This window comes from Amycolatopsis thermalba (genome assembly GCF_003385215.1).
Taxonomy (GTDB): Bacteria; Actinomycetota; Actinomycetes; order Mycobacteriales; family Pseudonocardiaceae; genus Amycolatopsis_E; species Amycolatopsis_E thermalba.
Map to the genome: position 1 here is coordinate 93281 of NZ_PQHW01000004.1, position 13296 is coordinate 106576.

General features: G+C 71.1%; 12 protein-coding genes, 2 tRNA genes and 1 pseudogene. 7 read left to right on the top strand and 8 right to left on the bottom strand.

All coding sequences use genetic code 11. The features are described from left to right. Window positions 1-198 precede the first annotated feature (198 nt). Window positions 199-648: a universal stress protein gene (locus D0D15_RS03090; protein WP_017984484.1), complete on the top strand. Its 450-nt coding sequence runs from the start codon at window positions 199-201 to the stop codon at window positions 646-648. Between the two features lie 6 nt (window positions 649-654). After that, window positions 655-1608, top strand: coding sequence for an adenylate/guanylate cyclase domain-containing protein (locus tag D0D15_RS03095; RefSeq protein WP_115944222.1), 954 nt, complete (start codon window positions 655-657; stop codon window positions 1606-1608). Between the two features lie 61 nt (window positions 1609-1669). On the opposite strand, the gene D0D15_RS03100 is transcribed toward D0D15_RS03095, so the two are convergent. The 3 genes from D0D15_RS03100 to D0D15_RS03110 form a co-directional block, all read right to left on the bottom strand. After that, window positions 1670-2911, bottom strand: coding sequence for an aldehyde dehydrogenase family protein (locus D0D15_RS03100; RefSeq protein WP_094006152.1), 1242 nt, complete (start codon window positions 2909-2911; stop codon window positions 1670-1672). Between the two features lie 51 nt (window positions 2912-2962). Continuing rightward, window positions 2963-3691 (bottom strand): M50 family metallopeptidase, encoded by a 729-nt coding sequence (locus D0D15_RS03105; RefSeq protein ID WP_094006151.1) that lies wholly within the window; start codon window positions 3689-3691, stop codon window positions 2963-2965. 460 nt (window positions 3692-4151) lie between these two features. Next, the gene (locus D0D15_RS03110; RefSeq protein WP_094006150.1) at window positions 4152-5099 is read right to left on the bottom strand and encodes a DNA-3-methyladenine glycosylase family protein; all 948 of its coding nucleotides are present in this window, start codon (window positions 5097-5099) and stop codon (window positions 4152-4154) included. Between the two features lie 238 nt (window positions 5100-5337). On the opposite strand from D0D15_RS03110, the gene D0D15_RS03115 reads away from it, so the two are divergent. The 4 genes from D0D15_RS03115 (at window position 5338) to D0D15_RS03130 (ending at window position 7961) form a co-directional block, all read left to right on the top strand. Next, the gene (locus tag D0D15_RS03115; protein ID WP_233157313.1) at window positions 5338-6117 is read left to right on the top strand and encodes a ribosomal RNA small subunit methyltransferase A; all 780 of its coding nucleotides are present in this window, start codon (window positions 5338-5340) and stop codon (window positions 6115-6117) included. 82 nt (window positions 6118-6199) lie between these two features. Next, on the top strand, window positions 6200-7120 hold the full coding sequence (locus D0D15_RS03120) for a S1C family serine protease (RefSeq protein ID WP_425266770.1): 921 nt from the start codon (window positions 6200-6202) through the stop codon (window positions 7118-7120). 84 nt (window positions 7121-7204) lie between these two features. Then, window positions 7205-7813, top strand: coding sequence for an oligoribonuclease (gene orn / locus D0D15_RS03125; protein ID WP_094006148.1), 609 nt, complete (start codon window positions 7205-7207; stop codon window positions 7811-7813). A gap of 72 nt (window positions 7814-7885) precedes the next feature. After that, window positions 7886-7961: transfer RNA gene (locus D0D15_RS03130), tRNA-His, on the top strand. A gap of 518 nt (window positions 7962-8479) precedes the next feature. Here the strand turns inward: D0D15_RS03130 and D0D15_RS03135 are convergent. Continuing rightward, complete coding sequence (locus tag D0D15_RS03135; RefSeq protein WP_094006147.1) at window positions 8480-9679, bottom strand: L,D-transpeptidase; 1200 nt, start codon at window positions 9677-9679, stop codon at window positions 8480-8482. Between the two features lie 173 nt (window positions 9680-9852). Between D0D15_RS03135 and D0D15_RS03140 the strand changes: the two genes are divergently transcribed. Then, window positions 9853-9925: transfer RNA gene (locus D0D15_RS03140), tRNA-Lys, on the top strand. 308 nt (window positions 9926-10233) lie between these two features. On the opposite strand, the gene D0D15_RS37735 is transcribed toward D0D15_RS03140, so the two are convergent. From D0D15_RS37735 to D0D15_RS03165, 4 genes and pseudogenes are all read right to left on the bottom strand, one after another. Further along, the gene (locus D0D15_RS37735) at window positions 10234-10551 is read right to left on the bottom strand and encodes a 2-oxo acid dehydrogenase subunit E2 (protein ID WP_233157320.1); all 318 of its coding nucleotides are present in this window, start codon (window positions 10549-10551) and stop codon (window positions 10234-10236) included. Window positions 10552-10749: 198 nt separating this feature from the next. Beyond that, window positions 10750-11166: pseudogene (locus D0D15_RS37740) on the bottom strand (E3 binding domain-containing protein); the annotation flags it as partial. Window positions 11167-11233: 67 nt separating this feature from the next. Further along, on the bottom strand, window positions 11234-11650 hold the full coding sequence (locus tag D0D15_RS03155; protein WP_094006146.1) for a hypothetical protein: 417 nt from the start codon (window positions 11648-11650) through the stop codon (window positions 11234-11236). 752 nt (window positions 11651-12402) lie between these two features. Continuing rightward, window positions 12403-13221 carry an MBL fold metallo-hydrolase gene (locus D0D15_RS03165; protein ID WP_094006145.1) on the bottom strand — a complete coding sequence of 273 codons (819 nt, stop codon included), beginning with the start codon at window positions 13219-13221 and terminating at the stop codon, window positions 12403-12405. Between the last annotated feature and the right edge of the window lie 75 nt (window positions 13222-13296).

The window sequence follows — 13296 nt, forward strand, 5'->3', positions numbered from 1 at the left end:
ACCAGCCCTCCGCTGTCGAGCACCTGTCACCGGGGCGGTTGTCCCCAGGTGACGAGGCGCGCGGGGCACGCTGTCACGGCCCGCCGAAGAACGGGCAAACCTCACCGGTGGCGGGGCTGCGCAGAAACCGACTGGCGAGTAACCTAGGGCGCCACTTGCGAAAGCGCACAGGCGCGCACCCTTGCCGGAGGTATTGGGATGGCTGCATACCGGACCGTGGTTGTCGGTACGGACGGGTCTGATTCATCGTTCCGCGCGGTCGACCGGGCGGCGGCCGTGGCCGCGGACTCCGGCGCCACGCTCGTCATCGTGTGCGCCTACTACCCGGCGAGCAGGCAGGACGTGGAGAAGGCCCAGGACGTCCTGGGCGAGGAGGCCTACCAGGTGGTCGGCTCGGCGCCGGCCGAGGACACCCTCCGCAGCGCCCGCGACCGCGCCCTCAAGGCAGGCGCGGGCTCGACCGAGACCATCGCCGTGGTGGGCGAGCCGGTCGAGGCGCTGCGCAAGGTCGTCTCCGACAAGTCGGCCGACCTGCTGGTCGTCGGCAACCGCGGGCTGAACACGCTCACCGGGCGCCTGCTCGGGTCGGTGCCGTCCGAGGCGGCGCGCAAGTCGGGGGTCGACGTCCTGATCGTGCACACCACGTAGGCCGGCGTGGACTCCGAGCGCCTCGAGAGCATCCTGCTCGGCGGCAAGCGCCGCTACACCCGGCTCGAGGTGGCCGACAAGGCGGGTGTGCCCATCGAACGGGCCACCCGCCTCTGGCGTGCGCTGGGGTTCGCCACGGTCGGCGACGACGAAGTGGTCTTCACCGACGCCGACATCGACGCCGTGCGCACCGCCGACCAGCTGATCTCCTCCGGGCTGCTCGACCAGGGCCTGGAGGCGCCGGTGGCCCGCACGCTCGGCCTGCACCTGTCGCGGCTCGCGGAGTGGCAGGTGCGGATGCTGTGGACGCTGATCACCGAGAACGAGGGCCTCGGCCGGGACGACGCGCAGATCGTCACGCTCGTCGAGCGCCTGCTGCCGGAGTTGCAGCGGGTGCAGGACTTCGTGTGGCGGCGGCACCTGGCGGCCTTCGCCGGGCGGGCGCTGGCGTCGCCCGAGGAGGACCTGGAGGCGCGGACCGAGGTCGTCGGGTTCGTCGACATGGTCGGCTACACGCGGCTGACCCGGCGCCTGGCCGAGAGCGAACTCAGCGCCGTGCTGGAGAGCTTCGAGCTGCTCGCGACCGAGGTCATCGCCGACCACCACGGCCGCGTGGTGAAGATGATCGGCGACGAGGTGCTGTTCGTGGCCGACGCGCCGGCCGTCGCGGCCGGGATCGCGCTGACGCTGACCGAGCGCACCGCGGCCGACGCCGAACTGCCGGAAGTGCGGGCCGGCCTGGCGGCCGGCCGGATCCTGAGCCGCTTCGGCGACGTGTACGGATCGGTCGTGAACGTGGCCGCGCGGCTCACGTCGGTAGCGCGCCCCGGAACGGTGCTGATCGACCGCGAACTGGCGGGCGAACTGGCCGACCTGCCGGGTTTCGCCGTGCGCTCCCGCCGCCCGGTGACCGTGCGCGGCTACACGCGGCTGCACCCATACGTGCTCCGGCGCGGCTAGCCAGCCTGCGCATCCGCCCCGTGTCAGGCGACTGACGCAGGGCGGACGCGCTCGGCCCGGCTCAGTTGTCCGCGGGCAGGACCGCGTACTGGCGCACGTACAGGTCGGTGTAGGTGACCGGCCCGCGGGGGCCCGGCACCCGGTCCAGGTTGATGCCGGTCTCCGGCACGGCGAGGAGCTTGAAGCCGTCCAGCAGGCGCGTCGGGGCGTTCCAGAACACGCCGGTTCCGGTGTAGCCGTCGAGGAAGGCCGTCGCGGTCTCGGCGTTCTCGGTGGCGATGCCCGCCGCCAGGCCGGAGGTCTGCTCGTTGGCGACCGAGACCGCCTCGGCCACGCCGCTGACCTGCGCGACGGTCACGGTGGCCTCGTGGTCGGAGTCGAGCGCCCACTCGTAGCCGATGGCGTGCTCGTGCGGCGGCAGGGACGGCGTCACCTTCCGCGCGGCCAGCGCCTCGGAGATGACCGGCCACAGCTGGTCGTGCACCGCGGAGTGGATGAGCAGCAGGTTCAGCCGGTTGCAGACGCCCAGCCGGTCCAGGCTGTTGAACACCAGGTCGCGGACCTTGCCGGCGTCGGCGGCCTCGTCGACGTACAGCACGCCACCGCCGTCGGCGTGGGCGAGCGTCCGGACGCCGTGCTGGGCGGCCTCCAGCGCGAGCGCGCGCGTGCTCTCGCCGCTGCCGCGCAGGATGACCAGCGGCACCAGGTCCGGGAACCGGACCAGGGCCGCGGCGGCCTCCCGCTCGACGCGCGGCACCAGCTGCACGACGGCGGGGTCGATACCCGCGTCGGACAGCGCCGGGGCGATGACCACCTCGAGCAGTCGCTGCGCGGAGCCCAGCGCGGCCGAACCGGTGCGCAGCACCCCGCCATTGCGGGACTTGACCAGCTGCGACGCGACGTCGACCGTCACGTTGGGCCGGGCCTCGTAGTTCGCGCCGATGACGCCCACCGGGCGGCGCCGCTCGACCAGCCGCAGGCGGTCGGACAGCGCCTTCACCGGGATCGCGCGCTCCGGGTGGGGCGAGCCGGCCAGCAGGCGCAGCTGCTCGGCCATGCCGGTGAGCCGCTCCTCGGTGATCGTGAGACGGTCGAGCAGTCCGGCGCTCATGCCTTCCTGCTCCGCGCGCGCCACGTCGGCCCGGTTGGCCTCCAGGACGCTCTCGCGGGCGTCGAGGAGACGGTCCGCCATGGCGGTCAGCGCCGCGTCGATGGCCTCGTCCGACGCGGTGGCCAACGACGGGGCCGCCGCCTTGGCCGCCCGTGCGCACTCCTCAACAGCCTTCGCCACCTCGTCGGACACCGCTACCTCCACGCTGGAAACTGGGAGCCTCCAGTGTGCCGCACGGGCAGGTCAGGGCTGCAGTGCGGGTTCGAGCAGCCAGACGCCGCCGACGAACAGGCACGTGACCGCGATCACGCCGAGCATGAGCATCCACAGCGCGGCCGGGACGCCGGTCAGCCGGGCGAGCTGGTCCGCGTCGGAGTCCCGCGCCGCGCCGCGCCGCCGTTTCATCTGCAGCTCGATGACCGGCCGGAGCCCGCCCAGCAGCAGGAACCACGTGATCAGGTAGATGAACCACGCCTGCACCTGCGGCCCGGCGACCAGCGCGACCACCGCGAGCCCGCCGGCGGTGAGGACCACGGACAGCACGCCGTAGGCGTTGCGGACCATGACCAGGACGCCGAGCAGCAGCAACGCGGCGAGCGCGAGCAGCACCGTGATGCGGCCCGCGGCCAGCAGGCTCGCGAAGGCCAGGCCGAGGATCCCGGGCGCCGGATAGCCCGCGAGGGCGGTCAGCACCATGCCCGGGCCCTCGGGCTTGCCCCGGGAGACCGTGACGCCCGAGGTGTCGGAGTGCAGCTTGATCCCCTGCAGGCGACGCCCGGCCAGCACCGCGACCAGCGCGTGACCCGCCTCGTGCACGATCGTCACCACGTTGCGGGCCATCCGCCAGGGCGCGCCGGACAGCACCAGCAGGAGCGCCACACCGCCGGTCACCAGCGGCACCGGAATGGACGGATCCGGCTGCGCCCCGAAGAGACCCGCCAGCACGTCGAACTCTGCCGTCGCCTCGTTCACGCGCGAAGCTCACCACATGTGGGGTGCACTCCCTGTAATCACCCCCATCGCGTTCACAGCTCCTTCACTGGTAGTTGGGTGCGGGACCGGACCCGCCTCGCGCCCGGCCGCACGCCGCAGCTCCGCCCGGCCGTGTTGACAGAGCGGCGCCCCATCAGACCCCGCGCGGCAGCTCCGCCCGGGCGTGTTGACAGAGCGACGCCCCGCCGGGCCGCGTGCGACGGCTCTCCGGGCCGAGGTGACAGAGCGAGGCCCCGTCAGGGCCCACGCGTCAGTTCCCCGCCCGAGGGGACAGAGCAAGGCCCCGCCACCTCACATGCAGCGGCTCCTCCCCAACCGAGGTGAGAGAGCGAGGCCCTGCCATCCCCGCACGCGGCGGCCCCTCTCACCGAGGTAGCAGCGTGGGCGCTCTGCCAGGCACGGTGGCAGCTCCCGCCCACGTGACGGTGCGGGCGATGTGTCAGGCGGCTTGCGTTGGCGCCTCCGTCGCTGCCCCGGCCGCGCTGGGCATCGGGTGGTGGGTGCGGTCCACTCGGAACAGGAGGGCTGCCCAGCTGCGGTACGGGGCCCACGCATCGGCGATCGAGGCGAGTTCCGTGGTCGATGCGGCGGGGCGGTCGTAGGCCCGGCGCATCTCCTCGAGCAGGTATCGCTCGTCCGTGGGGAAGACGTCCGGGTGGCCTGCGCCGCGGATCAGGATCAGCTGCGCCGAGAACGCCCCCACACCAGGCAGGGCGCGCAGTGCGTCCAGGGCATCCGCGGGATCCGCCGCGCGCAAGGCATCCGGGTCGAGGACGCCGGTCAGCGCGGCTTCGGCGACCACGCGCAGACGGTCCACTTTGATCTCCGGCAGCCACGACGGCGCGGGCATCTCCAGCAACTCCGCCGGCGCCGGGAACGACCACAACGGACGCCCGTCGACATCGAGCTGCTCACCGTGCCGTTCAGCGATGCGTTGTTTGAACAACGCCGCCTGCGTGAACCGGATCCGCTGGCCGATGATCGCCCAGCAGGCGGCCTCGTACGGCGACGTGAACAGCACCGGCCGCAACCCGGGATACCGCGCCTGCAACGCACCCACCACCGGATCTCGCTCACCGACCGCCGCGAAACCGGAGCCGTCCACGTCCAGTGACAGGATCCGCGCCACGTGCCGCGCCGCCTCCTCGACATCCGCTTGCCCCGCCACCACAGTGACTTCGACGGACCCCGGCGCCCGCTGCCGCACCCGCACCCCCGTATGCACCCACCTGCCCGGCAACGGGAAGGCCAGCCGGAGCGTGCCCGGCTCCTCCGCCGCGTCCGGGCGCGACGCCGGCGCGAACCCCTCCAGGAAACCGGCCGCCGCCGCGAGGTCGAACGGCCCCGGCACGGCGATCTCGACGGTGCCCGTCACACTGCTCGTCATCGTTGCTCTCCTTCGGTTCGACGATGATGGGATGACGGTAGCGGGACCCACCGACAATTCCGGGAAAACCAGTTGCCCGCCTCGCTACGGTGGGGCCATGGGTATGTTCTCGCAGTCCTGCATGGTGTTCGCCCGCTTGCGGCGCGCCTGACGCAGTGGCTGCCCTTCCACACCGAGTTCCCCACCGCCGGCCGCTGCGTCATGAGCTTCCTGCCCGCTCTCATGACGTGGAGTTCCCATGCCCTCGGCACCCCGTGCCGGGCGGTCCGCCGGCGTGCATTTCCTTGCCACACCGGCGATCGCCGCACAACTCGTCCAATCCTGCACCGTCGGCGGTGACGATCTCGTCCTGGAGATCGGCGCCGGACAGGGCGCCCTCACCCGTCACCTCGCCGCCACCGGCGCGCGCATTCTCGCCGTCGAGCGAGATGACCACTTCGTGCGCCGCCTGACCACCCATTTCGGTGATCGGCCGAACGTTCGCGTCGTGCACGGCGACGCCCGCGACATTCCCCTGCCCCGAAGGAAGTTCCTGCTGGTGGCCAATCTCCCGTACGCGCTGTCGACCACGATCCTGCGTCGCATGCTCACCGCCCGCACCGCGCTCCACCGTGCCGCGGTGATCGTCGAATGGGGCTTCGCCAAACGGATCTGCGCGACCGTGCCCCGCCAGCTCGAACAGGCGTGGTGGGCCGCCCGCTTCGACCTCGAACTGGTGACCCGGATCGGCCCGCACCACTTCTCCCCGCCACCGCGCGTCGACTCCGCGCACCTGGCGATCCGCCGCAACTCGTTCCCCCGCTCGGCCGAACGAGCACTGTGGACAGTCCTGTCCAGCGCCTACCGCCACCCCACCGCACCGGCGGACCGGCTGTTCGACCGGCGCGCCCTGCGCCGCGCCGGAATCCAGCCGACCGAACCCGCCGCCACCGTCCCGCCCCACGCCTGGGCACGCCTGGCGCGCGACCTGTCCCCCGGCCGCACCTGGCCGGCCCTGCCGAAACGGCTCCGGGAGTGACGAACTCTCAGGAAAATCTTCTCAGGAGATTTCCGGGTCGCTCCACAGGATTCTCACAAGAACGCGGACCAACCTCATGAGCATGAACGAGAACGAGTTCCGGGCGAGCCAGGTCGGCGGGGTCCCGCCGACCTACAGCCACCCCCACTACCAGCAGCCGCTCGCGGCCGCGCCGGTGCTCACGCCCCCGCGGCCCAAGAAGAAGCGCGTCGCCGCACTCGTCACCGCCGGCACCCTCGCCGCGGCCGTGATCGGCGGCGCCAGCGGAGCCGCCGTCGTGGCCCTCGACAGCGGCACCTCCACGGGCACGGCCACGTCCGCGACCACGGTGTCCAGCACCACGAACACCGACGTCAGCGCCGTCGCCGCCAAGGTCCTGCCGAGCGTCGTGCAGGTCAACGTCACGACCCGCCAGGGCGAGGCCATCGGATCCGGCGTGATCCTGACCGCCGACGGCAAGATCCTCACCAACGCGCACGTTGTGTCCGACGCCGTCGGCGACGTCACCATCACCCTGTCCGACGGCACCGAGTACCAGGCCAGCGTCCTCGGCGCGGACACCAAGGCCGACATCGCCGTCCTGCAGGCCAAAGGCGCCAGCGGCCTCACCGCCGCCACCCTCGGCGACTCCGGCAAGGTGCAGGTCGGCGAACAGGTCGTCGCCATCGGCTCCCCCGGCGGACTGCAGAACACCGTCACCTCGGGCATCGTCAGCGCCGTCGACCGCGACCTCTCCGACATCTCCAGCGGCGAGCCGGAGACCCCGTTCGGGCAGACCGCCAACACCGCCAGCGACAGCCCCAGCTACACCGCCATCCAAACCGACGCCTCCATCAACCAGGGCAACTCCGGCGGACCACTCGTCAACATGAACGGCGAGGTCATCGGCATCAACTCCGCCCTCTACAGCCCGTCGGCCACCTCCACCGGATCCGTCGGCATCGGCTTCGCCATCCCCATCGACGACGCCAAGACGATCATCGCGCAGATCGAGAACAGCTGACACACCCGGAACGGGCCGCGGTCGGGGCGGCCCGTTCCGCTGTGCCGGACGGTCCCCGCGCGCGGCCCGCGTTAGGGTTTCCCGGTGACCGACCGTCTTGTCTGGATCGACTGCGAGATGACAGGGCTGGACCTCGCGAAGGACGCCCTGATCGAAATCGCCGCCCTGGTGACCGACGCCGACCTCAACATCCTCGGCGACGGCCTCGACCTCGTCATCCACGCCGATGACGACGTGCTCGCCGGCATGCCCGACGTCGTGCGCGAAATGCACGCCAAATCCGGGCTCACCGACGAAGTCCGCCGCTCCGTCACCACCCTCGAGGAAGCCGAACAACGCGTCCTCGACTACATCCGGACCCACGTTCCCGAAGCCAACAGCGCCCCCCTCGCCGGCAACTCCATCGCCACCGACCGCGGATTCATCGCCCGCGACATGCCGGCCCTCGACGCCCACCTGCACTACCGCATGGTCGACGTGTCCTCGGTCAAGGAACTCGTGCGGCGCTGGTACCCCCGCATCTACTACGCCAAGCCCGAGAAGGGCCTCGCGCACCGGGCACTCGCCGACATCAAGGAATCCATCAGCGAACTCGACTACTACCGGCGCACCGCGTTCGTGCCCCTACCCGGCCCCAGCACCGACGAAGCCCGCGCCGCGGCCGCCGAAGTGCAGCTCAAACACACCAAGTGACCCCCCGCGTGCCCCCGCTCGCGGGCACGCTACGATATCCCGGCTGGTGGCGATCGCAAGACGCCCCACGTGGTGGGTGTAGCTCAGCTGGTAGAGCACCTGGTTGTGGTCCAGGAAGTCGCGGGTTCAAGTCCCGTCACTCACCCCATGGCCCCACCCTGCTCGGTCGCTTCGCGGCCTCGCCGGGTGGGGTTCGTCATTTCCTCCGGGGGCCGAGCCCCCGGACCCCCACGGTGCGAGCTCCTCACCCCGGCGAGCGCTGGGCACGAATGGCGGGGACCAGCGTGGCCCGGACGAGGTCGCTGGGGCGACCTCATCGGGCCTCGGCGGGCGCGGGTGCGAGTGGCCTGGGGCTGGTCGCTTCGCGGCCTCGCCGGGTGGGGTTCGTCATTTCCTCCGGGGGCCGAGCCCCCGGACCCCCACGGTGCGAGCTCCTCACCCCGGCGAGCGCTGAGCACGAATGGCGGGGACCAGCGTGGCCCGGACGAGGTCGCTGGGCGACCTCATCGGGCGTGGGCTGGTGCGGGGTCCCCTACTCGGTCGCTGGGCGACCTCGTGGGGGCCGTTGGGTGGGGTTCGTCATTCCTCCAGAGGTCCCCGCAGCCCCAGGGCGCGAGCTTCCTCGCCCTGGCGAGCGCTGCGCGACCTCGTCGGGGCGTCGCGCCTTCAGCTGCTTGTGGGGGTTGTCCAGGCTGTCCAGGGGAGTTGCCAGACCGACCAGCCGTCGGTCGGTTCCAGGGGCTGGCCGCCGCTGTTCGTGACCGTGAACAGGTCGCCCTTCTTCGACAGGTCCATCAGCCACTTCGCGTTCGCGTCCGACAGGTTGATGCAGCCGTGCGACACGTTCCGGCGCCCCTGCAAACCCACCGACCACGGCGCCGAGTGGTAGAAGATCCCGCTGTTCGACAAGCGCACCGCGTACTTCACGAACGTCCGGTAACCGCCCGGAGTGTCGGCCGGGACACCGTACGTGCCGGAATCCATGGTGTAGCCGTTGTGCTCACTCATCACCGTGTACGTGCCCACCGGCGTCGTGTTACCCGGCTTGCCCATCGAGATCGGCAACGTCCGCACCTCGGCGTCGTTCACCATCACCTTCGCCTGGTGCGACGCCCCATCGGCGACCACGACCACCTTGTCACCCACTGTGATCTTCGCCGCACGGTCTTCCAGCCCGTACGCGCCGCCACCCAGCGGCTTGCCGTAGATCGCGGCCTCCACGGAGATCCTCGTGCCCGGCTGCCAGTAGTCCTTCGGCCGCCAGATCACCATGCTGTCGCTCATCCAGCGGAACGCGCCCTCGGTGACCGGCTCGGTCACCACCTTCAGCGCCCGCTCCGCCGCCGACCGGTCGGCCACCTTCGAGTTGAACGTGAAGATCAACGGCATCCCGACGCCGACCGTCTCCCCGTCCTGCATGTTCAACGAGACGGAGATCGTCTTCCGCGGCTTCGCCACCGTGGTGAACGTCGAGGTCGAGGTGACCTGCTTGCCGTCCCCGCCCACCGCGACCGCCGTCAGCGTGTACTGCTTGCCGTAGCCGAGACCGTCGGCGAACTCCCACGACGTGCCGTCCGCCGACAAGGCACCCGGAACGGCCTCACCCTCCGGGTTGCGCAGCGTGACCTCGGTCAACCTGCCGCCGGTAGCCGTCACCGAAACGGGTTCACCTGGCGCGACGTCCGCGGCACCGGACGACGGAACCACGGCGATCGACGCCGGCCGAGCAGCTTCCGCCGAAGCCGAGGCTGACGCCCCTGAACCGCTGGTACCGCCGTTGCCAGCCTCCGCCGTGCAGCCGGCCAGCAACCCGGCCGCCAGCACCAGGCAAGCCCATCTGCCCGCAACCACCGAACGCCGCATGATGCCCCCAATCCGGTGAAGATCGCCCGCTTCGTTCTCCTGCGCCCAGTCTGCCCGATCTCGCCGAGACGAGGGGCAAAGACCTGCCGAAACACGAGAGGGGACCCCCGTGAACGGCCTCCCGCGGGCGTGCTAATCTTTTTTCCGTCGCCAGGGAGACCAGGCGGCCGAGGCCAGCGCCATTAGCTCAACTGGCAGAGCAGCTGACTCTTAATCAGCGGGTTCGGGGTTCGAGTCCCTGATGGCGCACAGTCACCCCAGGTCCTAGGGCCTGGGGTTTTCTGCTTTTCTGGATCGGGCGCGCCTTCGGGTGGTGACCGCAGCCGGCTCCGTTCTCACTGTCGTGCCGACAGGCTGCGGGGCGATCTGACAGCTGGTCCGGCGGTGCCGCCCCGCTGCGGCGGTCGTACGCCACCGTCCTGCCCGACCGTCGCTCTGCCGGACAGCCTGTCCCAGCCCAACGTCGGCGAGTTGGCGTGCCAGCGGCTCATCGCCCGCATCCCCTCGGCGCAGGGGGCTCGCCGAGGTCGGCGCGTTCGCGCGGTGGTCCGGGCTCCTCACTCGATGACGCGCAACGGGTGTTCGAGCAGGCCGGTGAGCGTGGCCAGGAACTGAGCGGCGAGCGCGCCGTCGATGATGCGGTGATCGGCGGTGATCGTGTACCGCATGCGCCACGGCTCACCGAGTGCGGCGCCGAACGCGAGGATGGCGCCCTGGCGCGGGTTGATGATGGCGGGGAACTGGTCGACCCCGAACATGCCGAGGCTGCTGACCGTGACCGTGACCGGGGACCGGTCGGCGACGCGGACCACCGGCACCACCAGGCCGCTCGGCGACGACACCGCGATCCCGACGTGGATTCCCTCGTGCAGCACGGTTTCGCCGCGGCCCTCCGGGGAGTACGAGGCGTCGATCCCCGGGTGCGCCCGCAGTGGGGCACGGTGGCGCTGTCGGCAAGACGGGTCGCCACGGCGTGGCGGACGGCGTCGGCGTCGGCGACGGGTTCGGCGGGAGCGGTAGCGGTCTTCGATGTCGAACCGCACGATGCGTCCCCGCGGTCCGCTGCCGGTGATCCCGGCGAGGTCGATCCCGTGTTCGCGGGCGAGCCGCCGCACGAGGGGCGTGGCCGCCGGGCGGCTGTTTCCCGCGCGACACGGCCGGTGCTGCGGGCACCGGTGCCGGTGTGTCGCGTGTGGTCGGTGGCTGGTCGCCGCTGCCGTCGTCGAGGCGGGCGATCGGGGCACCGATGGGCACCGCGCTGCCTGCGGGCACGAGGACCGCGCAAGCGACCGTGGCGAACCTGCGGGGTAGCCGCGGGCTTCGGCCCACCGGATCCCGCTCTGCGGAACCTGGTGGCCGAACTCAGCGAAGGCAACGCGCACTTCCGCGCCTTGTGGAGGCCCGCCAGGTGAGCGGCAAGTCCCGCGAACCCAAACACCTCGTGCACCGCCACGCGGTGCCGCGCCCACGCGAGCCGACCGCACGCCCACCCAGGCGCAGCGCGACCGGTTCGCGCGCTGACCCTCCCCCTTCCCCTCCGGTTCCGGCTGCCGCGGATCAGCTGGCGTCGGAGCGGGCGTAGGCCTTGCATTCGCCGAGTGGCGCGCCGCCGCCGTCCAGCAGGCAGACCGAGACGATGGCGGCGCCGCCGGCGACGTCGGCGGTGAGGTCGATCTGGAAGGGTTTGATCTGGTCTCCGCACTGGGCGCTGGTGCTGCGCTCGTCCAGTTGGGCGAGGTCAGCGGTGTAGGCGACCGCGTAAGCCCTGCGACAGCCGCTGCTGCTCAGCGATCGCAAGTTGCCGTCGAGCCGCACGGCCCGTGCGTACCAGGTCATGGTGCCGGCGGCGTAGGTGGCGCCGTAGGAGACGTTGAACGGGTTGGTGGGGTAGGTCGCGGCGGTCGCCTGCGGCGTGGCCAGCGCCAGCCCGGCCAGGGCGACCGCGCACAGGGCAGCCTTCGTTCGTGTCGGCATGGGTGGGTCCTTCCCCAGTGGTGGCCCGCCCGGGTGGCGAGGCTCGGTTGCAGCGTGGGCGCCCGGCGAGGATTGGGCACGAGAATCGACCATCTTCACCCGACCGGCCTAGGGAGTGTCCGGTAAGTCTTCGGGGCCAGAGGACGATGGCGGCGGTGGTGAGTTCGGTCTGGTGGCAGGCGGCGCGTGTGGCATCGCGGGTGGCCAGGCCGGGGAACTGTTTGAGCCGGTTGAAGCAGTGTTCGACCACGTTTCGCTGCCGGTAGGCCTCGGCATCGGAAGCGGGAGGACGCCCGCCGCCATCCAGCAGCGGCAGCAGTGGCGGGTTGTCGCCGGCCTGGCCGCCGGTAAGCAGCATCCGCATCGGCAACCCGCGCCCATCGACCCGCACGATGGATCTTCGTGCTCAGTCCGCCCCGGGACCGGCCGCCAGATGCCATCCGCGGTCCACAACCGCAACGGTTCATGCGCGGGCGGTCTTCCAAAGACCGTAACTCAGGCAGGTCACGCCATGGCGCCCCGATCCGTCAACTCACCCCGACCCACCACCACCCAAGATCAGCCATGCCTACAGGTAGATCAATTACCGGAGACTCCCTAGGCGCGCTGCGCGGCGGCAGCCCCGGACCGGTGGCTGGTGGGGCTCGACCCGGTCCTGGCGGACCGAACGGCCGGGAGCGGATCGGCCGGTCAGGGCTGCTGATGGTGCTCGCCCTCCTGGCCGCCATCGCGAGCGCGGCCGACAGGCTCGGTCAGCCGATCTGTGGTGCCAGGTATTCCAGCGCATAACCGTCGCCGGAAGGGGTTACGCGCGCGATGCCCGGTGAGTCGAGGTGAGCGCCGGCTACGAAGTGGTCTGGTTGGGTCAGTCGGTCGAGGAGCGCCGCCCGCGCGGCGCGGGCCTGGGACTGGTCGCCGTCGAGCTCCCAGGACACGTTCGGCTGCTCGAATTGGAGCGTGGGCACGTGCACGGTGTCGCCCCAGGCGAGCAGGTGGCCGGCGTCGCTCCTGACCTCGTAGACGGTGTGCCCGGGCGTGTGGCCCGGTGTCGGGATCGCGGTGGTCCAGTCGTTGATCGCGACCTGCTCCGACACGGGCACGACCCGGTCGCGGATCGGCGCGAGCCGTCCCGTGAACACCGAGGTGTCGCCCGCGCCGATCCACACGCGCTCGAGTCCGGGGAACGCCTCTGCACCATCCGGCGCGATCAGGCCGCTCACGTGGTCTTCGTGCCTATGGGTGATGGCGACATCGGTGACATCCGCTCGGTCGATTCCCGCTTCGTCGAGCGCGTCGTAGATCAACCCCATCGTGGGGTCGTGCCAGACGTTGGACGCGCCGGTGTCGATGAGAACCGATCGCGTGCCGTCGGTGACGTAGAAAGCGTTGACCGACAGCCGCAAGTTGTCGCCGGCCAGCGGGACGGCGGCCGGCAGCTCATCGAGCGCGCACCCGTCCTCGTCGCGGAGCCGGGTCGGCGGCATGTCGATGTACCCGTCCCGCAACGAGATCACCTGCAGATCACCGAAATCAAAGGTGGCGTGGTGGCGGCCACTCGAGATCAAACGCATGAAACCCCCATGTCTCCAATAGAAGAATCTGTCTTCTTTAGAAGAGACCCTACACTGTCCGCAGCGAAGTAGCCA